The 23,003-nt window shown below is 66.2% G+C and carries 23 protein-coding genes; 16 read left to right on the top strand and 7 right to left on the bottom strand.

The window, feature by feature from the left end; translation table 11 throughout:
- From ACE3OV_RS11950 to ACE3OV_RS11930, 5 genes are all read left to right on the top strand, one after another.
- Nucleotides 1-480, top strand: coding sequence for a hypothetical protein (locus ACE3OV_RS11950; protein WP_374327379.1), 480 nt, complete (start codon nucleotides 1-3; stop codon nucleotides 478-480).
- A 107-nt stretch (nucleotides 481-587) separates the two neighbouring features.
- Complete coding sequence (locus tag ACE3OV_RS11945) at nucleotides 588-1,055, top strand: BPSL0067 family protein (protein WP_374327378.1); 468 nt, start codon at nucleotides 588-590, stop codon at nucleotides 1,053-1,055.
- A 3-nt stretch (nucleotides 1,056-1,058) separates the two neighbouring features.
- Nucleotides 1,059-1,505 (top strand): STY0301 family protein, encoded by a 447-nt coding sequence (locus ACE3OV_RS11940; RefSeq protein WP_374327377.1) that lies wholly within the window; start codon nucleotides 1,059-1,061, stop codon nucleotides 1,503-1,505.
- A 59-nt stretch (nucleotides 1,506-1,564) separates the two neighbouring features.
- Nucleotides 1,565-2,521: a hypothetical protein gene (locus tag ACE3OV_RS11935; protein WP_374327376.1), complete on the top strand. Its 957-nt coding sequence runs from the start codon at nucleotides 1,565-1,567 to the stop codon at nucleotides 2,519-2,521.
- A 13-nt stretch (nucleotides 2,522-2,534) separates the two neighbouring features.
- Nucleotides 2,535-2,828 (top strand): helix-hairpin-helix domain-containing protein, encoded by a 294-nt coding sequence (locus ACE3OV_RS11930; protein WP_374327375.1) that lies wholly within the window; start codon nucleotides 2,535-2,537, stop codon nucleotides 2,826-2,828.
- A 15-nt stretch (nucleotides 2,829-2,843) separates the two neighbouring features.
- On the opposite strand, the gene ACE3OV_RS11925 is transcribed toward ACE3OV_RS11930, so the two are convergent.
- Nucleotides 2,844-3,068: a hypothetical protein gene (locus ACE3OV_RS11925; RefSeq protein WP_374327374.1), complete on the bottom strand. Its 225-nt coding sequence runs from the start codon at nucleotides 3,066-3,068 to the stop codon at nucleotides 2,844-2,846.
- 61 nt (nucleotides 3,069-3,129) lie between these two features.
- Nucleotides 3,130-3,726, bottom strand: coding sequence for a cob(I)yrinic acid a,c-diamide adenosyltransferase (locus ACE3OV_RS11920; protein WP_374327373.1), 597 nt, complete (start codon nucleotides 3,724-3,726; stop codon nucleotides 3,130-3,132).
- A gap of 63 nt (nucleotides 3,727-3,789) precedes the next feature.
- Here ACE3OV_RS11920 and hyi point away from each other — a divergent pair, with 63 nt between their 5' ends.
- Both hyi and ACE3OV_RS11910 read left to right on the top strand, forming a co-directional pair.
- Nucleotides 3,790-4,563 carry a hydroxypyruvate isomerase gene (hyi, locus tag ACE3OV_RS11915; protein WP_374327372.1) on the top strand — a complete coding sequence of 258 codons (774 nt, stop codon included), beginning with the start codon at nucleotides 3,790-3,792 and terminating at the stop codon, nucleotides 4,561-4,563.
- Entirely contained in the window at nucleotides 4,560-5,846 is a 1,287-nt protein-coding gene (locus ACE3OV_RS11910) for a glycerate kinase (RefSeq protein ID WP_374327371.1), read from the top strand. The genes hyi and ACE3OV_RS11910 overlap by 4 nt, the downstream gene beginning before the upstream one ends.
- 7 nt (nucleotides 5,847-5,853) lie before the next feature.
- Here ACE3OV_RS11910 and ACE3OV_RS11905 read toward each other — a convergent pair whose 3' ends face one another.
- On the bottom strand, nucleotides 5,854-7,131 hold the full coding sequence (locus ACE3OV_RS11905; protein WP_374327370.1) for a diguanylate cyclase: 1,278 nt from the start codon (nucleotides 7,129-7,131) through the stop codon (nucleotides 5,854-5,856).
- A gap of 142 nt (nucleotides 7,132-7,273) precedes the next feature.
- Between ACE3OV_RS11905 and ACE3OV_RS11900 the strand changes: the two genes are divergently transcribed.
- The 5 genes from ACE3OV_RS11900 to ACE3OV_RS11880 are packed head-to-tail and all read left to right on the top strand — an operon-like array spanning nucleotide 7,274 to nucleotide 12,737.
- A complete protein-coding gene (locus ACE3OV_RS11900; protein WP_374327368.1) occupies nucleotides 7,274-8,752 on the top strand; it encodes an FAD-linked oxidase C-terminal domain-containing protein in 1,479 nt (492 codons plus the stop codon).
- Nucleotides 8,752-9,807 (top strand): glycolate oxidase subunit GlcE, encoded by a 1,056-nt coding sequence (gene glcE / locus ACE3OV_RS11895; RefSeq protein ID WP_374327367.1) that lies wholly within the window; start codon nucleotides 8,752-8,754, stop codon nucleotides 9,805-9,807. The genes ACE3OV_RS11900 and glcE overlap by 1 nt, the downstream gene beginning before the upstream one ends.
- A complete protein-coding gene (glcF, locus tag ACE3OV_RS11890) occupies nucleotides 9,807-11,036 on the top strand; it encodes a glycolate oxidase subunit GlcF (protein WP_374327365.1) in 1,230 nt (409 codons plus the stop codon). The genes glcE and glcF overlap by 1 nt, the downstream gene beginning before the upstream one ends.
- Nucleotides 11,033-11,926, top strand: coding sequence for an HDOD domain-containing protein (locus tag ACE3OV_RS11885; RefSeq protein ID WP_374327363.1), 894 nt, complete (start codon nucleotides 11,033-11,035; stop codon nucleotides 11,924-11,926). Before glcF ends, ACE3OV_RS11885 begins: the two co-directional genes overlap by 4 nt.
- Nucleotides 11,927-11,975: 49 nt before the next feature.
- Nucleotides 11,976-12,737, top strand: coding sequence for a PP2C family serine/threonine-protein phosphatase (locus ACE3OV_RS11880; RefSeq protein ID WP_374327362.1), 762 nt, complete (start codon nucleotides 11,976-11,978; stop codon nucleotides 12,735-12,737).
- Nucleotides 12,738-12,743: 6 nt separating this feature from the next.
- Here the strand turns inward: ACE3OV_RS11880 and ACE3OV_RS11875 are convergent, their stop codons facing one another.
- From ACE3OV_RS11875 to ACE3OV_RS11860, 4 genes are all read right to left on the bottom strand, one after another.
- A complete protein-coding gene (locus tag ACE3OV_RS11875) occupies nucleotides 12,744-14,117 on the bottom strand; it encodes a DEAD/DEAH box helicase (RefSeq protein WP_374327451.1) in 1,374 nt (457 codons plus the stop codon).
- A gap of 185 nt (nucleotides 14,118-14,302) precedes the next feature.
- Nucleotides 14,303-14,665 (bottom strand): response regulator, encoded by a 363-nt coding sequence (locus tag ACE3OV_RS11870; protein WP_374327361.1) that lies wholly within the window; start codon nucleotides 14,663-14,665, stop codon nucleotides 14,303-14,305.
- Complete coding sequence (locus ACE3OV_RS11865; RefSeq protein ID WP_374327360.1) at nucleotides 14,658-17,198, bottom strand: sensor histidine kinase; 2,541 nt, start codon at nucleotides 17,196-17,198, stop codon at nucleotides 14,658-14,660. The genes ACE3OV_RS11870 and ACE3OV_RS11865 overlap by 8 nt, the downstream gene beginning before the upstream one ends.
- Nucleotides 17,199-17,230: 32 nt before the next feature.
- The gene (locus ACE3OV_RS11860) at nucleotides 17,231-17,662 is read right to left on the bottom strand and encodes a hypothetical protein (RefSeq protein ID WP_374327359.1); all 432 of its coding nucleotides are present in this window, start codon (nucleotides 17,660-17,662) and stop codon (nucleotides 17,231-17,233) included.
- A gap of 94 nt (nucleotides 17,663-17,756) precedes the next feature.
- On the opposite strand from ACE3OV_RS11860, the gene ACE3OV_RS11855 reads away from it, so the two are divergent.
- The 4 genes from ACE3OV_RS11855 (at nucleotide 17,757) to alaS (ending at nucleotide 22,999) form a co-directional block, all read left to right on the top strand.
- The gene (locus ACE3OV_RS11855) at nucleotides 17,757-19,025 is read left to right on the top strand and encodes an extracellular solute-binding protein (protein WP_374327357.1); all 1,269 of its coding nucleotides are present in this window, start codon (nucleotides 17,757-17,759) and stop codon (nucleotides 19,023-19,025) included.
- A complete protein-coding gene (locus ACE3OV_RS11850; RefSeq protein ID WP_374327356.1) occupies nucleotides 19,025-19,753 on the top strand; it encodes a glycerophosphodiester phosphodiesterase family protein in 729 nt (242 codons plus the stop codon). The genes ACE3OV_RS11855 and ACE3OV_RS11850 overlap by 1 nt, the downstream gene beginning before the upstream one ends.
- A 139-nt stretch (nucleotides 19,754-19,892) precedes the next feature.
- Nucleotides 19,893-20,264 (top strand): hypothetical protein, encoded by a 372-nt coding sequence (locus tag ACE3OV_RS11845; protein ID WP_374327355.1) that lies wholly within the window; start codon nucleotides 19,893-19,895, stop codon nucleotides 20,262-20,264.
- Between the two features lie 113 nt (nucleotides 20,265-20,377).
- Nucleotides 20,378-22,999, top strand: coding sequence for an alanine--tRNA ligase (alaS, locus tag ACE3OV_RS11840; RefSeq protein ID WP_374327354.1), 2,622 nt, complete (start codon nucleotides 20,378-20,380; stop codon nucleotides 22,997-22,999).
- Nucleotides 23,000-23,003: the final 4 nt, after the last annotated feature.

Raw genomic sequence — 23,003 nt, 5'->3', positions numbered from 1 at the left:
GTGTGGCGCGTCTTTTTGTTTGTACTGGTGGGGTTGTTCGTTTCAGCGTGCGCCGGTAATTCCGCTGAACATTCCGATGAGCCGCTGCACAATGCCTACCTGCGTTATCGTCAAGCGGTTCTTGGCGGTAGCGTCTTGGCGCAGCGAGCGGAGATATTTTCGCCCGCAGTGCTGGAGGATATCGACATTGCTTCCGAGCAAGAGGTCAAGGTATTGATGTGGGGTGGGGCTGTTGTCAGGGAGCATTCGCACTACGAGAAAAAGTTGGCAGCGGGTCGCGGTTGCCTGACCGTCAATGGTTATGCAGATGATGCTGGAAAACCCGTGTCCTTGTTCATCGAGTATGACGGCCACCTAGTCAGGTTCCAGCATCTGGATTTTCCTGACCGAGCCCGTTTTGACGGGTTCATCACAAAGGCATTGTGTCCGGACGAGGCATACGAGGAAATCATGCGGCGTTCCAGCGCTAGCCCGTCCTGAGCCAGTGCTCTTGTCCGTCTAGCCCGAAGCCTTGGGTGGCCGTTATGTCATCCTCTTCTTGTCTGGCTGTTGATGATAAATTCATAATGTGCCGCTGTTTTGGCGTCGTGGCCGCTCTCGTCGCCGAACCTCAAGGCCGGGCGCCGCTGCGTCCGGGTGTTGCGCTGAAATGGGAGATGCGAACCGTGGCCTATAAATTGAAGCTGGCGGAGAAGGACGTTTTCGGGAAAGCGAAATTCGTCAATGCCAAAGGAAATACCGAGTGCGTCGAGTTTGTCCGGCAGGCGACCAATGCACCGCAGACGGTGTCCTGGAAAAAGGGCGTGCAGGTCATCGAGGCGAAACCGGGGAGCATTCCGCGAGGCACGGCGATCGCGACCTTCGACAAGAACGGGCGTTACCCGACCGATTCCCATGGCAAGCACGCCGCCATCTACTTGAGCCATGATGCAAGCGGGATCCGGGTGCTCGACCAGTGGAACAAGCAGGGCGAGGTGCTGGAGCGGGTCATCCGGGTCAACCAGCCGGAATATCCGCGCAGCAACGCGGCGATCCATTTTTACGTGATCGAGTGAATGATGAAGCATCAAGCAAAGGTTCTTTTCATCGCGGCCATTGCCTTGCCGTGCGTTGGCGCGGCGGCGGGCGAGTTGGTGATTGTCTGTCCGGAGAGCATCGCCGCAGTCGAGTCGCTGAGCACGGCGGACGATGCATGGCGGGTCGAGAGCGATCTCGGCAAGCGCGGGAAATTTCTCGATTCGATCAGCGTCTTCTCCGGGCCGCCGGCGGAAATGGCCAGCCTGGTACCCGACCGGACCAGTCGCAAGAAGCAGTTGCGGACCTCCTCCTGGCTGTTTCCTGCACAAGCGTCGGCAACATACTGGGTGGCCTGCTCCTATAGCAACAGCACGCTGCAATTGACCCGCCAGTTGCCAGGCGGGGTGCGGCGCTGCGAACTGAGCGAGCGCCTGCTGCCGAACGGCGTCAGGTTGGGCATCGCCGGCATGAAGTGCGAACACGAATGAAACGACTGCCAAATGCGGATAAAGAGGATGGGCGGATGCGGCTAAGCGCTGGCGTAGGAATGCGGAAACTGGCCAGCGGGCTGCTCCTCGGGTTGTGGGGAGCGTCCGCTCAGGCGGCGCCTTATCTGCAGATCGGCGAAGGGCATCTGGCCTATGTCTATCGCTGGCTGCTGCCCGACGGCACGGTGCTGAAGCAGGGGATGACCGACAACCGGGGGCGGGCCAGCCTGGTGGCCAGGCCGGGCGTCACCGACTACCTGCTGGAAACCCTGTGGGGCGTCTATCGGGTCAAGGTGGCGGAGAACTGCTGGAAGAAGAAAGCGGATCAATTCGCCGCCTGTGTGCAGGTATCCGAACGCGAGGATAGCGAGGCGCAAAAGCGTGAGGCCGAGGCCAGCGCCCGCGAGGCCGAGGCGCAACGCGAGTTCCGGCAGGCGCGTGCCGAATGGGTGGAGAAGGAGATTCCACCGGCGCAGCAGGAGTTGGTGCTGAAGGAAGCCTTGCGCGAGCAATACGCCTGGGCGAACACGCCGGCGGCGCGTTTCCCGGAGGCAGACTTTGCCTGCCATCCGCTCGATTTGCCGGCGCCGTCGGCGGAAGCCGCGGAATGGTTCGATCTGGCGCTGGGCAAGCCGCGCGGACGCGAGCAGGAAATGGCCTACGTCGAGGCGGCCACGCGGGGCCACTGGCGGGCGGCGGCGCGCCTGGCGAGTGCGGCGCTGGACGACGAGGACTGGGAGGCGGCGCAACCCGCCATCGCCTGGCTGCTCAAGCACCAAATCCCGTCCGGCTACGCCAAGCTGGCCGGACTGGTCGCCGCGACTTCGGCTTACGACGGTGCGCCGGTGGCGGAATCGACGCAGTCGCTGGTCACTTCCCTGCGCTGGCGGGCGGCGCAACTGGGCGATCCGGTGGCGCTGGCGGATATGAGCCGCTTTTTCGCGCGGCAAGGGCGGGCCGAACTGGCGGACGAGTTGCTGGCCTGCGCCCAGCGGCAGAATCCCGACATCCGCTGAGACGAACGGGAAAATGCACCCGGCCAGGGTCGACCGCGCCAGCGTGCGCAAATTCACCGACCTGCCCAACGTCGGGCCGGCAATGGCGGCGGATTTGCGCCTGCTCGGCTATGCCTCGCCCGGCGAACTGGCCGGGCAGTGCCCGTTCGCGATGTACCGGCGCCTGTGCGAACTCAGCGGCCAGCGCCACGATCCCTGCGTGATCGACGTCTTCATGTCGGTCGTCGACTTCGTCGACGGCGGGCCGCCGCGGCCCTGGTGGGAATTCACGGCGCAGCGCCAAGCACTGCTGGTCGCGACCCCCTGAGCGGCCGGCTGAACCTCAGGCCATGCTCGACAGGGCGGCCAGCAGGTCGCCGTTGTCGGACGGGCCGCCGCTGAGACCGGCATCGATCAGGCCGCCCTGCGACTCGATGTGGGCGACGTAGCCGTGCGCGCGCAGGATTTGCGCCCAGTCGTCGGCGGTTTGGCGGGTCGGATGCCATGGTCCATGTTCGACGACGGGGCGGGCGGTGCCGTTGCGGTATTTGGTGACGACGCGATACACGATGCCTGTCGGGGAAAACTGCGTTTGAATTAGCGCTCGGTCACGCCGCTGCGCTCAAACCTCAGGCGGCGTTCTTGCCCTTCTGCCAGAGCACGTCGCCGCGCCCGCCGGCGCGGTTGAGGCTGCGTCCGAAGACGAACAGCAGGTCGGACAGCCGGTTGATGTAGCGGCGCGCGGCATCGGACAGCGACTCGGCGTGGTGCAGGGCGACCATCGCCCGCTCGGCGCGGCGGCAGACGGTGCGGCTCAGGTGGGCGAGCGCCGCCGGGCGGGTGCCGCCGGGCAGGATGAACTCCTTGAGCATCGGCAGTTCGTTGTTGAAGCTGTCGGCCAGTGCTTCCAGGCGTTCGACCTGGGCGTCCTTCATGATCGCCATGCCGGGCAGGCAAAGTTCGCCGCCGAGGTCGAAGAGGTCGTGCTGAATGTCGAGCAGGGCGGCGCGCACGGTTTCCGGTAACTCCTCGCAGAGCAGCACGCCGAGGCTGGAATTGAGTTCGTCGACGTCGCCGATGGCGGCGATGCGCAGGCTGTCCTTGGTCGTCCGGCTGCCGTCGCCGAGCCCGGTGGTGCCGGCGTCGCCGGTGCGGGTGACGATTTTCGACAGGCGATTGCCTTTGCGTTCATCGCCTTTGCGTTCGTTTTGTTCGTTGTTTTCCACGTCTGCCTTCTCCTTGGTGAACGGCGAATTATACTTTCCAGCCCCGCACAGACTGTCGCTACCATGCCAAAGTTCGCCGCCAACCTGAGTTTTCTGTTTGCCGATGTGCCTTTCCCGGAACGTTTCGCGCGCGCCGCGGCGGCCGGCTTTGCCGGCGTCGAGTACCTTTTTCCTTACGGCTGGCCGGCTGCCGAGATTGCCGGCTGGCTGCGCGACGCCGGGCTGCAGCAGGTGCTGTTCAACCTGCCGCCCGGCGACTGGGACGCCGGCGAACGCGGTATCGCCTGCCTGCCGGGGCGCGAGCACGAGTTCGCTGCCGGCGTAGACACCGCGCTGGCCTACGCGCAGGCGCTCGGCTGCCAGCAGGTGCACTGCATGGCCGGCCTGCGCCCAGCTGGCGTTGACGAGGCCGAGCTGACCGCCACCTACGTTGCCAACCTGCGCCACGCCGCCGAGCGCTTCGCCAGCATCGGCGCGACGGTGCTGATCGAGCCGATCAACAGCCGCATCGACATGCCCGGCTACTGGCTCGACGACATCCATCGGGCGCTCGCCCTGCTCGATGCGATCGACCGCCCCAACGTCCGCCTGCAGCTCGACCTCTACCACGTGCAGATCATCCAGGGCGACCTGGCGCGCTGCATCGAGGCCAACTTCGCGCGTATCGGCCACATCCAGATCGCCGACAACCCGGGACGCCACGAGCCGGGCAGCGGCGAGATCAATTACCCCTTCCTGTTCGCGCTGCTTGACCGGCTTGCTTACGCCGGCTGGGTCGGCTGCGAATACAAGCCGCTGACGACGACCGAGGCCGGCCTCGGCTGGATGCCGCGATGAGCGCCTGGGGCGACGACCCGCGCGCCTTCCTGCGCCGCCTGTTTGACGCCGGGCTGGCTGCGGCCGATCCGGCGCGCTGCGTGCCGCCGGCGCTGGCCGCCATCGAAGCGCCGGGGCCGGGTGGCCGGCTGCTTGTCGTCGGCGCCGGCAAGGCCTCGGCGGCGATGGCGAAGGCGGTCGAGGAGCATTGGCCCGGCCCGCTCTCCGGGCTGGTCGTCACCCGCTACGGGCACGGCGTGCCGTGCTCGCGCATCGAGATCGTCGAAGCGGCGCATCCGGTGCCGGATGCCGCTGGCGAGGCGGCAGCGGCGCGCATCCTGGCTCTGCTTGCCGGGCTGAACGCGAACGACCGCGTGCTGGCGCTGATTTCCGGCGGCGGTTCGGCGCTGCTGGCGGCCCCGGCGCCGGGTATCACGCTGGCGCAGAAGCGGGCGCTCACTGACGCCCTGTTGCGCTCGGGGGCGCCGATCAACGAAATCAACTGCGTGCGCAAGCACCTCTCGGCGATCAAGGGCGGCCGCCTGGCGCTTACCGCTTGGCCGGCGCCGGTGCTGACGCTGGCGATTTCCGACGTGCCCGGCGACGACCCGGCGGTGATCGCTTCCGGGCCGACGGTCGGCGATCCGACGACGACGGCGGATGCCCTGCGCGTCCTCGACGCCTACGCGATTCCGCTCGCCGCGCCGCTGCGCGCCTGGCTCGCCAGCAGTGCCGCCGAGACGCCAAAGCCCGACGATCCGCGGCTCGCCGGCGCGACTTACCGCCTGATTGCCTCGCCACGCCAGATGCTCGAAGCGGCGGCGGCCGAAGCGCGGCGTTGCGGCGTCACGCCGCTGCTCCTCGGCGACGCGCTGGAAGGCGAGGCGCGCGAAGCCGGCCGGGTGCACGCCGGCATCGCGCTGGCCTGCGCCCGTCACGGTTTCCCGGCGAAGCCGCCTTGCGTTCTGCTATCCGGTGGCGAAACGACGGTGACGGTGCGTGGCGCCGGCGGTCGTGGTGGGCGCAACAGCGAATTCCTGCTCGGGCTGACGCTGGCGCTTGGCGGTGCGCCCGGCATCCACGCGCTGGCTGCCGACAGCGACGGCATCGACGGCACCGAGGACAACGCCGGTGCCTTCGTCGCCTCCGATACGCTGGCCCGGGCGAAGGCGCTCGGGCTCGACGGCCCCGCCGCGCTGGCGGCCAACGATGCCTGGGGCTATTTTTCGGCGCTCGGCGACCTGCTGCTGACCGGGCCGACGCTGACCAACGTCAACGATTTTCGCGCCATCCTGATCGCCTGAAGCGGCGTCAGACGACGCGGTTGCGGCCGCCGCGCTTGGCGGCGTAGAGCTTGCCGTCGCAGGCGGCGATCACTTCATGGACCAGCCGGGTGTCGACGATTTCGTAGGAGGCCGGTGCCACCTCGCTGACGCCGAAGCTGGCGCTGAGCGGCAGCGGCGGGTCATGCGGCACCGGGCAGGCTTCGATGCGCAGGCGCAGCTTCTCGGCCAGCAGGCGCGCCTGCGCCTGCCTGGTCGATGGGCAGACGAGGAGGAACTCTTCGCCGCCGTAGCGGAAGATCAGGTCGGACTGGCGCAGCGTGTCGCGGACGATGCCGGCCAGGTGTTCGAGCGCCAGGTCGCCGGTCTGGTGGCCGTAGCGGTCGTTGAGATCCTTGAAGTGGTCGATGTCGAACATGATCACCGAGAATGCCGACTCGGTCGCCTTGGCGATCTCCATCTGGTTGGCCAGGACGCGGTCGAGGAAGCGCCGGCTGAGGAAGCCGGTCAGCGTGTCCTTGCTGTAGACGCTCATGATGACGATGCTGTTGAGCAGCGAGATTTCGTTGCCCAGTTCGAGCGAATAGGTTTCCGCCTTCTTCAGGATCGCGTAGACCGGGCCGCTGGCGCGCGGCTGGACGATCAGCTCGTCGATTTCGGCGATGATGTGGTGCATCGCCTCGTGCAGTTCGCGGATTTCGGCGATGTGGCTGTTGTCGCGAATCAGGCGGGCGCCTTCGTCGTTCAGCCAGCGGCCGAACTGGCAGTGATTCGGGTTGAGCTCCGGCATTTGTAGCGGGTCGCGGGCGCGGGTGGCTTCGATCAGCGCCGCCATCCATTCGAGATGGCTTTCGAAATAGCTCAGCAGGTTCTTGTCGTTGAGCGCGCGGATGTGCGACAGCCGGAGGTGGTTGCGGGTGCCGAGGCGGTTGAGGAAGATTTCCAGGTAGACCGCGGCGAAGTTCTCTTCCATCTCCTCGAACAAGGCCATGACCTGCTGGGCATCGGCGATCGCGCCGTCTTCCAGCGCCAGCTTGAGCAACTGGTTGCGCAGCGTGCCGAACTGGTAGGAAAAGAGCATGAACGGCGTGTCGGTGGCCGCCAGCTCGCGCATCATCGACTGGCAGCGGGTCTCGTCGTCGCAGCCCAGCGATTCGGCGAGGCAGGTCTTGAGGTTGGGCCAGTTCAGCGAGAGGCTCTCGGCGGCGACGATCTCGCTCTCCGGGATGCTGGGGTGCCGCTGCTCCAATGCTGCAAGCATCCTTTCGAGCAGTTGCCGGTTGGCTGGCGATCTCCATGCGGCCATGCGTGCGTTTCCAGTACAGAATGAGAGAAGGGGTGTTGGCGAAATTATATTGAGCCGATCTATGCCAAAAGTAAAATTTTGCATGTCCGGACGCGGGTTTTCCCGATAGGTCTTTGTCCCGTTGCGCTTTAGAATTCGCCACATGAGCTCCGACGAGACACCCCGCTGCGATCCCGCCACCCTGGTCCGCCGCCTGCGCAACGTGCTGCCGCCCCATTGCCTGCTGGTCGAGGCCGAGGACTTGCGTCCTTACGAGTGCGACGGTCTCACCGCCTACCGCGAGATGCCGCTGGCTGTTTGCCTGCCGGAAAACGAGGGGCAAGTGGTCGACGTGCTGCGCACCTGCCACCAGCTCGGCGTGCCGGTGGTCGCGCGTGGTGCCGGCACCGGCCTGTCCGGCGGCGCGATGCCGCACGCCGACGGCGTCGTGCTGTCGCTGGCGCGCTTCAACAAGATTCTCCAGGTTGACCGCGCCAGCCGTACCGCCGTCGTCCAGCCCGGTGTGCGCAACCTGGCGGTGTCGGAAGCGGCGGCGCCGTTCGGCCTCTATTACGCGCCCGACCCTTCGTCGCAGATCGCCTGCACGCTCGGCGGCAACGTCGCCGAAAACTCGGGCGGCGTGCATTGCCTGAAATACGGCCTGACCGTGCATAACGTGCTGCGCGTGCGCATGGTCAGCATCGAGGGCGAGATTTTCGAGATCGGTTCCGGCGCGCCGGATGCGCCCGGCTACGACCTGCTCGCCCTGTGCATCGGCTCGGAAGGGCTGCTCGGCGTGGTCACCGAAGTGACGGTGAAGCTGGTGCCCAAGCCGGAACTCGCCCAAGTGGTGATGGCTTCGTTCGACGACGTGGCGAAGGCCGGCGACGCGGTCGCCGCGATCATCGCCGCCGGCATCATCCCGGCCGGGCTGGAGATGATGGACAAGCCGGCGACCGCCGCCGTCGAGCCCTTCGTCAAGGCCGGCTACGACCTCGACGCCGCCGCCATCCTGCTCTGCGAGTCGGACGGCACGCCGGAGGAAGTCGCCGAGGAAATCGCTCGCGTGCGCGCCGTGCTCACCGGTTGTGGCGCCCGCGACATCCGCGTCTCGCAGTCGGAAGCCGAGCGGCTCAGGTTCTGGGCCGGGCGCAAGGCGGCGTTTCCGGCGGTCGGCCGGATCACGCCGGATTATTACTGCATGGACGGCACCATTCCGCGCAAGCGCCTGGCCGAGATGCTGTCGGCTATCGCCGCCATGGAAACGAAATACGGTCTGCGCTGCGCCAACGTCTTCCACGCCGGCGACGGCAACCTGCATCCGCTGATCATGTACGACATGTCGCTGCCCGGTGACTGGGAGAAGGCCGAGGCTTTCGGCGCCGAGATCCTGGAGCTGTCGGTGGCGCTTGGCGGTTCGATCACCGGCGAGCACGGCGTCGGCATCGAGAAAATCAAGCAGATGTGCGTGCAATACGCGACGCCCGAGCTGGAGACCTTCCACGCGGTGAAGGCGGCCTTCGACGAGAAACGCCTGCTCAACCCGGAAAAGGCGATTCCCAGCCTGCACCGCTGTGCCGAGTACGGGCGCATGCACGTGCATCGCGGCGAGCTGAAATTTCCCGACCTGGAGCGCTTCTGATGACGCTGGACGAAATCGTCGCCGCCGTCCGCGCCGCCCACGCCGGGCACACGCCGCTGCGCCTGCGCGGCGCCGGCAGCAAGGATTTCTACGGCGGCCTCTTGGCCGGCGAGGTGCTTGACCTGAGCGGGCATCGCGGCATCGTCGATTACGAGCCGACCGAACTTTACGTGACCGCCAAATGCGGCACGCCGCTTGCCGAAATCGAGGCGGCGCTGGCCGAACATGGCCAGATGCTCGCTTTCGAGCCGCCGCGTTTTGCCGGGGCGACGCTCGGCGGCTGCATCGCCGCCGGTCTCTCCGGCCCACGCCGCATGCAGGCGGGGGCGGTGCGCGACTTCGTGCTTGGCGTCAAATTGGTCGATGGTCGCGGTCAGGTGCTGAATTTTGGCGGCCAGGTGATGAAGAACGTCGCCGGCTACGACGTCTCGCGGCTGATCGCCGGTAGCCTGGGCACGCTCGGCGCGATTGCCGAGGCAACGCTGAAGGTGCTGCCCAAACCGGTCGCCGAGACGACGCTGGAATTCTCCTGCGCCGCCGACGAGGCGGTGCGCCGGCTGAATGACTGGGGCGCGCAGCCGCTGCCGGTGTCTGCTTCGTTCTGGCATGAGGGGCGACTGTGGCTGCGCCTGTCCGGTGCGGCGGCGGCGGTCGACGCGGCGGCGCGCAAGCTGGGCGGCAAGCCGCTGGCCGATGCCGGGCGTATCTGGGAAGACATCCGCGAACAGCGCCACGCCGCCTACGCGGCGCCGGTGTTGTGGCGCGTCGCCCTGCCATCCACGGCGCCGGCCCTGGCGGTCGACGGACTGAGCGCCATCGAATGGGGCGGCGCCCTGCGCTGGTACGCCGGTGACCTCGACGCGGCGGCGATCCGTAGTGCTGCCAGCGCCGCTGGCGGCCACGCGACGCTGTACCGGGCGCCGGAATCGCTGCGCTGCCGCGTCGATCCGTTCACGCCGCTGGCGCCGGCGCTGCTTGCGCTGCACCGGCGGCTGAAGAAGGTCTTCGACCCGGCCGCCATCCTCAATCCCGGCCGACTTTACGCGGAGTTCTGATGGACTGCCGGATCGCCGACGAATACCGCGACACGCACGCCGGCCAGGTGGCCGGCGAAATCCTGCGCAAGTGCGTGCACTGCGGTTTCTGCACCGCCACCTGCCCGACCTACCAGTTGCTCGGCGACGAACTCGACGGGCCGCGCGGCCGCATCTACCTGATCAAGCAGGTGCTCGAAGGCCAGCCGGTGACTGAAAAGACCCGGCTCCACCTCGACCGCTGCCTGACCTGCCGTTCCTGCGAGTCGACCTGCCCGTCCGGCGTCGACTACGGCCACCTGCTCGACATCGGGCGCCAGCTCGTCGAGGACAAGCTGAAGCGCCCCTTGAGCGAGGCGCTGCCGCGCGCCCTGCTGAAAGCCGTGTTGCCCGAACCGGCGCTGTTCGGGCCGGCGGTGGCGCTGGGGCGCGCGCTCAAGCCGCTGCTGCCGTCACGGCTCGCCGACAAGCTGCCGCCGGCCTCGGCCGAGGCCAAGCCGTGGCCGGCGAAAGGCAAGCACTCCCGGCGCATGCTGGCACTGGCCGGCTGCGTCCAGCCTGCGCTGGCGCCGAACATCAATGCGGCGACGGCGCGCGTGCTCGACCGCCTGGGCATTGAGTTGTTCGAAGAGAAGAAAGCCGGCTGCTGCGGCGCCGTGCGTCACCACCTGAACGATCAGGCCGCCGCCCGCGCCGATATGCGGCGCAACATCGACGCCTGGTGGCCGCATGTCGAGGCCGGCGTCGAGGCCATCGTCGTCACCGCTTCCGGTTGCGGCGTCCAGGTGCGCGATTATGGCCACCTGCTGGCCGACGATGCGGACTACGCCGAAAAAGCGGCACGGGTCAGCGCGCTGTGCCGCGACCCGTCGGAAGTGGTCGCTGCCGAAGGCGGTCGCTTGCGCGCCTTGCTGGCCCCGGCCGAACGTGGCAAGCTCGCCTTTCAGTCGCCATGCACCTTGCAACACGGATTGAAGATACGTGGTGTGGCGGAAAATCTCCTGGTAGCGGCCGGGTACGTGTTGACGCCGGTGGCCGACGGCCACCTGTGTTGCGGTTCGGCGGGAACGTATTCGGTGCTGCAGCCGGAACTGTCGCAACGATTGCGCGCCAACAAGCTGGCGGCGTTGTCCGCCGGCGGTCCGGCATTGATCGCCACCGCCAACATCGGCTGCCTGACGCATCTGCAGGCAGGTGCGACAACGCCGGTGCGCCATTGGATAGAATTGATTGACGAGGCTTTGGAATGAGCAGCAAGGGGAGTTCGGTGCCGGAAATCACGCGTTCGCTGGGGGCGGAAGATGCTGCCCGGGTGCGGCGCGTCCTCGAGGGTGGCATCAAGATTCCGCCGCAGCCGCGCGTCCTCGACGAGATGCGGCGGATGATGAACCGCCAGGAATACGATGTGCGCCGTCTGGCCAGGACCATCCAGCAGGATCCGGGGCTGAGCGCGATGCTGTTCAAGGTGGTCGGCAATGCGGCGTATCGCCAGCACCAGCCTTTCGATACCATCGAACAGATCCTGCACGCGGTCGGCGTCAAGCAGACCTTCAACCTGGTGCAGGCGATTGCCTTGATCGACGCCGGCAAGCCGGCTGCCGACAAGCGGATCTACGAGGCTTTCTGGTCGCGTTCGCAGGCGGTCGGCCAGTTGGCGATGCTGATCGCCGAGGAGCGCGTTGCCGTTTGCAACATCTTTCCCGATCAGGCCTACCTGGCCGGCATCTTCCACGCCTGCGGCGTGCCTTTGCTGCTGCAGCGTTTTCCCAGCTACGGCATGGAGTTGCGGCTGGCGACGCCGGGGCACTGGGTGGACTGGCGGGAAGAGGACCGCAAGTTCAATACCGATCACGCCGTGGTCGGTTACCTGGTCGCCCGCCACTGGTGCCTGCCCGGCTTCATCTGCGACGCCATCCGCTACCAGCATGCGCTGGCCGAACTCGGCGACCACGAGGCGCGCAGTCTGGTGGCGATCCTGGCGCTGGCGATCGACATCCACGCCCGCGACCAGCGCATCCCCAATCCCGAATGGGACGAGGTGCGCGGCGTGCTGCTGCCGGAACTCGGTCTCGACGACGACTCGCTGCCGGAATTCATCGATGTCGTGCTGGAGCGTTTCAACAGCGCTGCCCAGGTTTGATTCAGCGAGTGTGATTCATGCTAATCTTCCTGGCAAAACGGGAGGAAAGATGGCGATAGCCATTGATGCCTGCGCGGCACAACATCAGGGAGACCGGCGCGAACAGCAGGATCGGGTGGCGATCCTGCCGCATCCGCGCAGCCGGGGCGTGGCACTGGCCGTCGTCGCCGACGGCATGGGCGGCCATACCGGCGGCGCCCTGGCGGCTGAGCAGGTGATCCATACCGCGCGCAACAATCTCGAGCATTTCGCGCCGAGCGAGGAAAGCGCCCAATGGCTGCTGGAAAACAGCATGCGCGAGGCGCACACGATGATCAAGGCGTCGCGTTTCATGAACGAGAAGGACCCGCACAGCACGGCGGTGATGCTGCTGCTGCAGCCGGGCAAGCTCAGCTGGGGCTATTGCGGCGACAGCCGTTTCTACGCCTACCGCGGTCGCCAGTTGCTGACGCGCACGGTTGACCACTCCTATGTCGAGCATCTGGTGGCGCAGGGCAAGATCACCGCGGCGCAGGCGCTGACTCATCCCAACCGCAACATCCTGGTGACCTCGCTCGGTGGCCAGGACGAACCCTTATTCACCTTCGGCGAAACCACCGACCTGCAGCCCGGCGACAGCTTCATGCTGTGCTCGGACGGAGTCTGGGGCTATTTCGACGAAACCGAACTGGGTGCCGCGCTGGCCGACAACACGGCGCGCCAGGCCTGCGAGACGATCATCGAAGAGGCGCGGCGGCGCGGGGCGGGCGGCGGCGACAACCTGTCTCTGGCAGTGATCCGCCTGCTCAAGCCGGCAACGCCGGCTCGCTGAGGCAGTTCAGGACTTGCGGCCGAGGCCGCCGAGCAGTGCGGCAACCACCCGTTTCGGCTTGTGCGGATCGGCCTTGGCCGGTGCCTGCGGCGAATCGGGAATCTCGCCCTGCGGTTTGGTCGATTCGTAGGGCTTGCTGAAGTCGAAGCCGTCGGCGGCGATCATCGGGTTGCGTCGGGTGCGCTGCGGCCGTTCGCTGCGTTCCGCGCGTTCCGGACGGCTGGCGATCGGCGCCCGCGGCGGCGGGGCGCTGCGTTTCTTCTTGTTGCCCGGCGGGTATTCGTATTCCGCTTCGGGTTCGAAACCGGCCACTTCGATCTGCTCGATCGGCCGCTTGATCAGCTTTTCGATATCGACCAGATAACCGACCTCGTGCGCACTGACCAGCGAGATGGCGTTGCCCATCTTGCCGGCGCGGCCGGTGCGGCCGATGCGGTGCACGTAGTCTTCCGGCGTGTGCGGCAGTTCGTAGTTGATCACGTAGGGCAGATCGTCGACGTCGAGGCCGCGGGCGGCGACATCGGTGGCGATGAGCGCGTGCGTCTCGCCGCCCTTGAAGGCTTCGAGGGCCTTGATCCGGTCGAGCTGGCTCTTGTCGCCGTGGATCGCGTCGGCTTTGATGCCGGCGCGCTGCAGTTCGCGGGTCAGCCTTGAACAACCTTGCTTGGTACGCATGAAGACGATGCACTGGCGGATTTCGCCGGATTTCAGCAGCTTGGTCAGCAGGCCGCGTTTGCCGTATTCGGAAACCGGGTGCACGCGGTGGGTGATGGTTTCGGAAACCTGGTTGCGGCGGGCGACTTCGACCAGCACCGGCGACTTCAGCATGGTATCGGCAAGCTTCTTGATCTCTTCCGAGAAGGTGGCCGAAAAGAGCAGGCTCTGCCGTTGCTGCGGCAGCATGTTGAGGATGCGCGTGACGTCGGGGATGAAGCCCATGTCGAGCATGCGGTCGGCTTCGTCGAGGACCAGCGCCTGCACCGAGTTGAAGCTGACGCTTTTCGATTCGACGTGGTCGAGCAGCCGCCCCGGCGTGGCGACGAGGATTTCGACGCCCTTCTTCAGTTCGGCGATCTGCGGCTTGATGTCGACACCGCCGAAAGCGCACAGGGCGCGGATCGGCGTGTGCTTGCTGTAGTCCTTGACCGACTCGAACACCTGCATCGCCAGTTCGCGGGTCGGCGCCAGGATCAGCGCGCGTACCGGGTGTTTGGCCGGCGACGGGCTGCTGCTGGCGAAGGGCAGAATGCGCTGCAGGATCGGCAGGGTGAACGCGGCGGTCTTGCCGGTGCCGGTCTGGGCGCCGCCCATGATGTCCTTGCCGCTGATGACCAGCGGGATGGCCTTGGCCTGGATCGGTGTCGGCTTGCTGTAGCCCATCTCGGTGACGGCGCGCAGCAGTTCGGGGGCCAGGCCGAGTTCGGCAAAGGTGAGGTCGGCAGCAGGTTCTGCGGGGGCTTGGGCGGATGCGGGATCGGCCAGAGTATTGATTTCAGACATGGGGCAGGATTATACGCGCGAAGGCGACAGCCGATGCGATTGCGCTGCAATCGCCGGCGGGCGGCTCAGAGGTCGCTGACCAGTGCTTCGAGGCGGTCGCGGCTGATCGGTTTCACCAGGATGTCGTCGAAACCGGCGGCCAGGAAGGCTGCGCGCTCTTCGGGAAAGGCGTGGGCGGTGTAGGCGATGATGCGGATCGGCCGCTCGCCGTAGCGCTGGCGCAAGGCCTGGCAGGTTTCTTCGCCGCTCAGGCCGGGCATGCTGATGTCGAGCAGGACCAGCTGGAAATCGCGTTGTCCGGCGAGTTCGAGCGCGGTGGCCCCGGTTTCGGCTTCCTGCGTCTGCCAGCCGAGCTTGCGCAGCAGGGCGCCGGCGATCATGCGATTGGTTGGGTGATCGTCGACGATCAGGGCGTGACGCTCAGGCATTGCTGTCCTTTTCCGGCAGGTAGATGGTGAAGGTGGAACCGGCACCGGGCTGCGACACCAGTTCGACCCGGCCGCCCATATGTTCCGTCAGTTGCCTGACCAGCGCCAGCCCGAGGCCGGTGCCGCCGTGTTCGCGGGTGAGGAAATTCTCCAGTTGCTTGAATTTCTCGAAGACCACTTCCTGGTATTCGGGGGCGATGCCTGGTCCGGTGTCGCGTACCGAAATCGCCACCATGCCCGCGGCGCGTTGCGCCGCCAGCGTGACGCTGCCGGTTTCGGTGAATTTCACGGCGTTGCCCAGCAGGTTGTTGAGTATCTGGCGCAGCCGGTGGGGGTCGGCGTGCAGGAAATTCGGCAGGTCGTCGGCCAGTTCCAGCACCAGGCTCAATCCCTTGGCTTCAGCATTGGCGCGGTGCAGCGCAATGACGGCTTCCAGGAAGCCGTGCAGCGGTAGTTCGTCGTACTGGAACTGCATCTCGCCGGCTTCGATCTTGGCCAGGTCGAGAATCTCGCTGACCAGCGCCAGCAGGTGCTGGCCACTCTGGTGGATGATGCTGGCGTATTCGGCCTGTTCGGTATCGGCCAGTTCGCCGCGCAGCAGGTCGGCGAAGCCGAGGATGCCGTTGAGCGGCGTGCGCAGTTCGTGCGAGACGGTGGCGAGGAAGGCGGTTTTCGCATGGCTGGCTTCCTCGGCCTTCTGCCGGGCTTCGTCGAGGCGGCGGAAGGATTCCTCGACGGAATCGGCCATCGCGTTGAAGGAACGGGCCATTTCGCCCATTTCGTCGCTGGCGTGGTCGTCGAGGCGGCGGCCGAGGTCGCCGTCGCGGAAGGCGCGGATGCCGGCAATCATCGAGGTGATGCGGCCGGTGAGCAGGTTGGCGATCCAGATGGCGATGAAGATGACGACGGCGACCATCGCCAGCGTCGATCCCCAGAGACCGATCGCCGTCGTGCGCAGGCTGTCGGCGATGCCGTCGAGCAGGTCGCTGCGCTGCGCCTTGAACTGGCGATCCTTCTCGGCGACCAGGGTGTTGATCTTGGCGGCCGTTTCGGTCGCTGCGGCGTGGAAGTCATCGACGTTGGCGCCTATCGTCACGAAACCGAAGCCCTGCGGCGTCCTGCCGTACTGGCCGGTGTAATAGGGAATGGCGGCGGCGGTGGTGAGTTTCCAGAGGTCGGAGAAGAAGATCACGAAGGAGCCCGAGCCGCCGTGTTCGGTCAGCGCGTTCCAGCCGTCGCATTGCGGCGAGAAGTTGAGGTAGCGGCAGTCGAGACCGAGTTGTCCGGCCTTGATCTGTTCCTTGGCCGGCTTGCGTTTCAGGTTCTGGTCGCGGAAGGGTTCGATACCGGTGAGGAATTCGTGCGCCGGCTTGCCGCTCGCCTGCCACTCGCCGTACAGTTCGCTGTCCAGCCAGGGCGGGACGGGGTCGCCGGTCTGCGGGTCGTAGCCGACGATCATGTAGTCGCGCGGATGCGAGATGGCGCGGCTCTTGTGGTCCCAGATGAAGGCGTAGTTGCCCTTGATCGCGTCGATGATCGGCGTGTAGCGTTCGGCGGTCGGCATCAGCCGGTCGGTGAACTGGCGGATGTGGTCGTGGTCGAGCGCCAGCGTCACGTAGCCGGTGACGCGGCCGTTGCGGACGACCGGCATCGCCCAGCGGACGATGCCGCGGAAACGCTGGCCGACCGGGTTCTCGGTGCCGGCGTAGGCGGCCTTCTCGGGCGCGAACGGGGTGCCGATCTTCTCCAGGCGTTCGGGCAGGTAGGGGCCGATCAGGTCGGTGCGGACATAGGCGCCGATGACTTCCGATACATAGATTTCGCCGGGTTTGAGCTTTTGCAGTTCGGGGAAATAGGTTTCTGCCTTGACGAAGGTGTTGCGCCGGTCGGCGATGTTCTTCAGCGTGCGCTCGGTGAGGTCGCCGACGGTGGCCTTGATCTTCTCGTTGCCGGCAAGGTCGACGAAACTCATCTCGACGAACAGCGGGCGCTGCTCGGGCTCGCCCAGGTATTCCGGCGCCCTGGCGTGGAAATCGCGGGCGTTGTCGGGCAGCACCGGGCGCGTTACCTTGGCTTCGCGCGTCATCGCTTCTACCGGTTCCCAGGATTTGCCGTCAGGGGCCAGTTTCCATGGCCCGTGGCGGTACAGGGTGCGCTGGTGCTGGGCGAGGAAGCGGCGGAAGGCGGCTTCCGACAGTTCGCTGTCGGCCGCCTGCAGGATGTCGGTGTCGCGGGCGTAGAGGAAGCGGGCAATGTTGCGGGCGGCGTCGGTGGTCAGCGTCTCGATCGCTTCACGCGAACGCTCGTCGAGGGCGCGAATCGAGTCATCGGTGACGGTCTTGCCGATTTCCTGGATGGTCTGCAGCGAGGTGTCGGCCATGCCTGCCGCCTTGACCGAAACCTCGGCGCCGAGCTGGCGCGCCGTGTACCAGGCGAACCAGGCGAGCAGCAACAGGGGAATGACCTTGATCAGGACGAAAATCACGATCAGTTTGCCACGGATGCCGCGCAGGAATTTTGGCTGGCGATTCATCGCGTCCCTTCCCTCCTGCAGGTTGTGGTCGATCACGATTTCCCGTGTTCGGCCGTTGTTTCCTTGTTGTTCTGGTCGGCGGCAGGCGTCGCTGCGTCGCCAGTCTTGGCGGGTGCTGTCGCTTCCGCTTCAGCAGCGGCGGGTGCGGCGCGTTTCTTCTTGCTGCCCGGCGGTTCCGGTGGTGGCAGTTGCGGGACGATGGTCTCCAGCTTGTTTTCCCGCATGTATTCGTCCATCTCGCGCCAGCCTTCGTAAATGCTGGCCTTGGGCAACCAGCTGTAGATCGAGTAGCAGTCCTCGATCGCCCGTCCGGAGTGGCGGCAGGCGCTGCCCACCGCCTTGCCTTCTGCTTCGTTCTTGGCGGCCTTGACGGCCGGGTCCTCGAGGCCGAGCTTGCCGGCAACCTGGTCGCAGCCGGGTAGCGCAATGACGGACAGGGCGAGGAGCAGGAGGCGCAGATTCATGGCCGGATTTTCGCACAACTGTCACCAACTGTGAAAAATCGGCGGCCCTTCCGGGGGCTATAATTCACCACGTTTTGTTTGCAGGATGGCTCAGATGTCGCAAGTTTTTCGTGTTTTGCTGGTTGCCGCCACTGCGCTGCTTCCCGTTTCGGTCGTTGCCGCCAAGCCGGCGCCGGCACCTGCCACCGTGCCGACCCTGGCACACAACCTCGATGCCGCCAACGAAGCCAAGCTGGCGGCCGTGATCGAGCGTTTTCACAAGGAAACCGGCGGCGAGATCAAGCTGGTTAGGTTGCACAAGGGGGACAAGCCGGCGACGCTGAACCTCCTCAGTCGTTTCCAGACCGAGGATGTCTTCAGTCAGCCGAAAGCCTTCGTGCCGCTCTACTCGATGATGAGCAAGGCCGGTGTGGGTCTGTCGGTGCAACTGTCGGAAGTTCTCAAGCCGAGCGTCACCGACGGCAAGGGGCGCCTGGTCGCGCTGCCGGTGCTCTACTCGACGCCCGTGATGTTCTACAACAAGCTGGCCTTCCGCAAGGCCGGGCTCGATCCCGAGCAGCCGCCGAAGACCTGGTTCGAAATGCAGGGTTACCTCGACAAGCTGCAGTCGGCCGGTTACGACTGTCCTTACGCGTCGTCCTGGCCGACCTGGGTGCATATCGACAACGTCAGCGCGGTCTCCGGCGTGCCCGCGGTCGACGCCAAGACCGGCCTGAAATTCAACGGCCTGCCGCAGGTCAAGCATGTGGCGATGATGGCGACCTGGAGCAAGGCGCGTTATTTCCGTCAGTACGGCAACGCCGACGAGGCGAGCGCGCGTTTCAAGGAAGGCGAATGCGCGATCATCACCACCGATTCGCGCGAGTACGCCGACTTTCAGGACGCCCGCGGCGTCGAGCTGGGCGTCGCGCCGATGCCTTACCACGACGACGTCTATGGTGGCCGCCGGCCGACCCTGGTTGACGGTTCCTCGCTGTGGGTCGGTGCCGGCAAGCCGGCAGCCGAGTACAAGCAGGCGGCCAAGTTCGTCAATTACCTGCTGTCGCCGGAAATCCAGGTCGAACTGGTGCGTAATCACGGCGGTCTGCCGCTGACCGAAGCCGCCCGTCTGGCGTCGCTCAGCCGTCTGCTGCAGGATGGCCGGCAGGCGCTGGAAGCCGCCTACGCCTCGTTGCGTGGGCCCGGCAGCGGGCCGGTGGCGCAGGTCAGCCGGGTCGACGATACGCGCCTGATCGCCGACGAGGAACTCGCCGCGGTCTGGGCTGACCGCAAGCCGGCCAAGGCGGCGCTCGATACTGCCGTGACGCGCGGTAATTCCTTGCTCAAGGCGCAGCCGGCACTGAAGAAGCTGCAACCCTTCTGATGCTTGCGCCACCGCCGCGCTATTTTGCGCATCGCGGCGGTGGCACGCTGGCGCCGGAAAACACGCTGGCCGGCATCCGGCTGGCGGCCCGACTCGGCTACCAGGCGGTCGAGTTCGATGTCATGCTCTCGGGCTCCGGTACGCCGCTGTTGATCCACGACGAGACGCTGGAGCGCACCACCAACGGCAGTGGCGCCGTCGCGACGACCGACGACGCGACCCTGTTCGCCCTCGACGCCGGCGGCGAACCGCCGCCGCGTTTCGCTCAGGCCGCCCGCCTGTGCGGCGAACTCGGGCTGCTCGCCAACATCGAGGTCAAACCCGCGGCCGGGCGCGAGCGGGAGACCGCAGCGTGCGTGGCGGCGGCAGTCAAGGCCGGCTGGTCGGGCGTGCCGCCGCTGTTTTCCTCGTTTTCGCATACCGCATTGCAGGTGCTGCAGGCCGAACTGCCCGATTTGCCGCGTGCCTGGCTGCTCGATGGATTGCCCGATGATTGGCGCTCGACTGCGCGGCGGCTCGGCGTCGTTGCCCTGCACCTCGACCTGGCGCTGGTGACGCCGGGGCTGGTCGGCGAATGTGCCGGGCTCGGGCTGGCGGTGCGCGCCTACACGCTGCAGACACCGGCGCTGGCCGATTACCTGTTCGGGATCGGCGTTGCAGGGGTCTTCGTCGACCCGCTCGACCGCTTCCTGCCGCAGGCGCTAGCCGATCGCTCCGCCAACGGCTAAGGCACCGCGGGTTGCAACAAGCTGTTTCACCACCGGCCGGCAGCGACCTTTGCTTACAAAGCCTTGCATTGGCGGCGTGATTTCCTGCCCGTTCGGCGCTTCAATGGGAAGCGTCAAAACCCCAGCAAGGAGAATCATCATGAAAGCCATCCGTTCCCTTCTCGTTGTCACCCTGTCCCTGGCCGTCAGCGGGCTTGCCCTGGCCGGCCAAGGCACGCCGCGCGTCGATCACGAGCAGTTCCGCCAGCAGCAGCGCATCGAGCAGGGCGTCGCCCGGGGTAGCCTGACCCGGCACGAGGCGATGCAGTTGCAGCGCGGACAGCACCGGATCGCCCGCATGGAGGCCCGAGTCAAGGCCGACGGCGTCGTCACCCGGCACGAGCGGGCAATGCTGCGCCAGGCACAGGCGCGGGAAAGTGTGCGCATCCAGCGCCAGAAGCACGACCGCCAGCATGCTCGCTGGCAGGGCAGGGGCTGGCAGCACGAGCGTTACGCCCGCTACGGCATGTAAAGCGCACCTGCCGACGCCGCCCGCGGTATTGGGCGGACAAACCCGCCGTCCGGCGGGTTTTTCTTTTAAAATCACGGATTCCGTATTTAGCGAGCCCGTCGGGCAGAAACTCCATGAAAAGCGCCGAAATCCGCCAGAAATTCCTCGACTTCTTCGCCGCCAAGGGGCACCAGATCGTCGCCTCGTCGTCGCTCGTGCCGCACGACGACCCGACGCTGCTGTTCACCAACGCCGGCATGAACCAGTTCAAGGACGTCTTCCTCGGATTCGACAAGCGCCCCTACAGCCGCGCGACCACCTCGCAGAAATGCGTGCGCGCCGGCGGCAAGCACAACGACCTCGAGAACGTCGGCTACACCGCCCGCCACCACACCTTCTTCGAGATGCTCGGCAACTTCAGCTTCGGCGATTACTTCAAGCGCGACGCGATCAAGTACGCCTGGGAACTGCTCACCGAGGTCTATGGCCTGCCCAAGGACAAGCTGATGGTCACGGTCTACGCCGAGGACGACGAGGCCTACGACATCTGGCACAAGGAAGTCGGCGTGCCGGCCGAGAAGATCGTGCGCATCGGCGACAACAAGGGCGCCCGCTACGCCTCCGACAACTTCTGGATGATGGGCGACACCGGCCCTTGCGGCCCCTGCACCGAAATCTTCTACGACCACGGCGAAAAGCACTGGGGCGGCCCCCCGGGATCGCCGGAAGAAGACGGCGACCGCTTCATCGAAATCTGGAACAACGTCTTCATGCAGTTCAACCGCGACGAGCAGGGCGTCATGCACCCGCTGCCCAAGCCGTCGGTGGACACCGGCATGGGTCTGGAGCGCATTTCCGCCGTGCTGCAGGGCGTGCATGCCAACTACGAGATCGACCTGTTCCAGGCGCTGATCGCCGCCGCCGCCCGCGAAACCAGCGACGCCGACATGAATTCCCCATCGCTCAAGGTGCTGGCCGACCACATCCGCGCCTGCTCCTTCCTGATCGCCGACGGCGTTATCCCGGGCAACGAAGGCCGAGGCTACGTGCTGCGCCGCATCATCCGTCGCGCCATCCGCCACGGCTACAAGCTCGGCGCCCGCGCCGCCTTCTTCCACAAGATGGTGCCCGACCTGGTCGGCGAGATGGGCGAAGCCTATCCGGAACTCAAGGAAAACCAGGCCAAGGTCGTCGCCACGCTGAAGCAGGAAGAAGACCGCTTCTTCGCGACGATCGAGAACGGCATGGAAATCCTCGAAGGCGAACTCGCGGCGATGGCCGCCAAGGGCGTCACGGTGTTCAACGGCGAAACCGCCTTCAAGCTGCACGACACCTACGGCTTCCCACTCGACCTGACCGCCGACATCTGCCGCGAACGCAAGGTCACTGTCGACGGCGCCGCCTTCGATGCCGCAATGGCCCGCCAGAAGGAACAGGCTCGCGCAGCCGGCAAGTTCAAGATGGCGGTCAATCTGGAATACGCCGGCGCCGAAACGACCTTCCACGGCTACGAGTCGCTCGAAGCCAAGGGCAAGGTGCTGGCGCTGTACAAGGACGGCGCGGCGGTCGCTGAACTGCACGAAGGCGACCTCGGCGTCGTCGTTCTCGATCACACCCCGTTCTACGCCGAATCCGGCGGCCAGTGCGGCGACCGCGGCGAACTCAAGGGCGCTGGCGGCATCTTCGCCGTCGAGGACACGCTGAAGATCCAGGCTGCGGTGTTCGGCCACCACGGCATCCTGAAGACCGGCAAGCTGGTCGTCGGCCAGGAAGTCGGCGCCAAGGTCGATACCGTTGCCCGCGCCGCTACCGCCCGCAACCACTCGGTCACCCACCTGATGCACAAGGCGCTGCGCGAAGTGCTCGGCGCCCACGTTCAGCAGAAGGGCTCGCAGGTCGATCCGGACAAGACCCGCTTCGACTTCGCGCACAATTCGCCGATGACTGCCGAGGAAATCCGTGAGGTCGAGGAAATCGTCAACGCCGAGATCCTCGCCAACGCCGCCACCGACAGCCGCGTGATGGGCATCGACGACGCCCAGAAGTCGGGCGCGATGATGCTCTTCGGCGAGAAGTACGGCGACGAAGTGCGCGTCGTCGCCATCGGTTCTTCCAAGGAACTGTGCGGCGGCACCCACGTCGCCCGCAGCGGCGACATCGGCCTGTTCAAGATCGTTTCCGAAGCCGGCGTTGCTGCCGGCGTGCGCCGTGTCGAAGCGATCACCGGCAACAACGCGCTGGCCTATGTGCAGACCCAGGAAAGCCGCGTCGCCGGCATTTCGGCGCTGTTGAAGACGCAGCCGGACGACATCGGCGAACGCGTTGCCGGCATCCTCGACCATGTCCGCGCGCTGGAAAAGGAGGTCGCCCGCCTCAAGTCGAAGCTCGCCGCTTCGCAGGGCGACGACCTGCTGGCGCAGGCGGTCGAGGTCAAGGGCGCCAGGCTGTTGGCGACCACACTCGACGGCGCCGACGTGGCGACGCTGCGCGAGACGATGGACAAGTTGAAGGACAAGCTGAAGTCGGCGGCCATCGTGCTGGCTTCGGTGGCTGATGGCAAGGTGACGCTGATCGCCGGCGTCACCGCCGACCTGACTGGCAAGGTCAAGGCCGGCGAACTGGTCAACCTGGTCGCCCAGCAGGTCGGCGGCAAGGGCGGCGGGCGGCCGGACATGGCGCAGGCCGGCGGCACCCAGCCGGAGAATCTGCCGGCGGCGCTGGCCTCGGTCCAGGCCTGGGTCGAAGGCAAGCTGTGACGCG

The organism is Azonexus sp. (genome assembly GCF_041909095.1).
Taxonomy (GTDB): domain Bacteria; phylum Pseudomonadota; class Gammaproteobacteria; order Burkholderiales; family Rhodocyclaceae; genus Azonexus.
Note: the sequence above shows the minus strand (reverse complement) of the source record. Positions and strands in the feature narration are given on the sequence as shown.

Bases quoted from the DNA above. Each gene is read 5' to 3' on its own strand.
- hyi (WP_374327372.1), top strand. From the start codon at position 3,790: ATGCCAAAGTTCGCCGCCAACCTGAGTTTTCTGTTTGCCGATGTGCCT.
- ACE3OV_RS11860 (WP_374327359.1), bottom strand. From the start codon at position 17,662: ATGAATCTGCGCCTCCTGCTCCTCGCCCTGTCCGTCATTGCGCTACCC.
- ACE3OV_RS11935 (WP_374327376.1), top strand. From the start codon at position 1,565: ATGCGGAAACTGGCCAGCGGGCTGCTCCTCGGGTTGTGGGGAGCGTCC.
- ACE3OV_RS11855 (WP_374327357.1), top strand. From the start codon at position 17,757: ATGTCGCAAGTTTTTCGTGTTTTGCTGGTTGCCGCCACTGCGCTGCTT.
- ACE3OV_RS11875 (WP_374327451.1), bottom strand. From the start codon at position 14,117: ATGGGCTACAGCAAGCCGACACCGATCCAGGCCAAGGCCATCCCGCTG.
- alaS (WP_374327354.1), top strand. From the start codon at position 20,378: ATGAAAAGCGCCGAAATCCGCCAGAAATTCCTCGACTTCTTCGCCGCC.
- ACE3OV_RS11850 (WP_374327356.1), top strand. From the start codon at position 19,025: ATGCTTGCGCCACCGCCGCGCTATTTTGCGCATCGCGGCGGTGGCACG.
- ACE3OV_RS11865 (WP_374327360.1), bottom strand. From the start codon at position 17,198: ATGAATCGCCAGCCAAAATTCCTGCGCGGCATCCGTGGCAAACTGATC.
- ACE3OV_RS11940 (WP_374327377.1), top strand. From the start codon at position 1,059: ATGAAGCATCAAGCAAAGGTTCTTTTCATCGCGGCCATTGCCTTGCCG.
- ACE3OV_RS11870 (WP_374327361.1), bottom strand. From the start codon at position 14,665: ATGCCTGAGCGTCACGCCCTGATCGTCGACGATCACCCAACCAATCGC.
- glcF (WP_374327365.1), top strand. From the start codon at position 9,807: ATGGACTGCCGGATCGCCGACGAATACCGCGACACGCACGCCGGCCAG.
- ACE3OV_RS11930 (WP_374327375.1), top strand. From the start codon at position 2,535: ATGCACCCGGCCAGGGTCGACCGCGCCAGCGTGCGCAAATTCACCGAC.
- ACE3OV_RS11845 (WP_374327355.1), top strand. From the start codon at position 19,893: ATGAAAGCCATCCGTTCCCTTCTCGTTGTCACCCTGTCCCTGGCCGTC.
- ACE3OV_RS11910 (WP_374327371.1), top strand. From the start codon at position 4,560: ATGAGCGCCTGGGGCGACGACCCGCGCGCCTTCCTGCGCCGCCTGTTT.
- ACE3OV_RS11905 (WP_374327370.1), bottom strand. From the start codon at position 7,131: ATGGCCGCATGGAGATCGCCAGCCAACCGGCAACTGCTCGAAAGGATG.
- glcE (WP_374327367.1), top strand. From the start codon at position 8,752: ATGACGCTGGACGAAATCGTCGCCGCCGTCCGCGCCGCCCACGCCGGG.
- ACE3OV_RS11885 (WP_374327363.1), top strand. From the start codon at position 11,033: ATGAGCAGCAAGGGGAGTTCGGTGCCGGAAATCACGCGTTCGCTGGGG.
- ACE3OV_RS11900 (WP_374327368.1), top strand. From the start codon at position 7,274: ATGAGCTCCGACGAGACACCCCGCTGCGATCCCGCCACCCTGGTCCGC.
- ACE3OV_RS11880 (WP_374327362.1), top strand. From the start codon at position 11,976: ATGGCGATAGCCATTGATGCCTGCGCGGCACAACATCAGGGAGACCGG.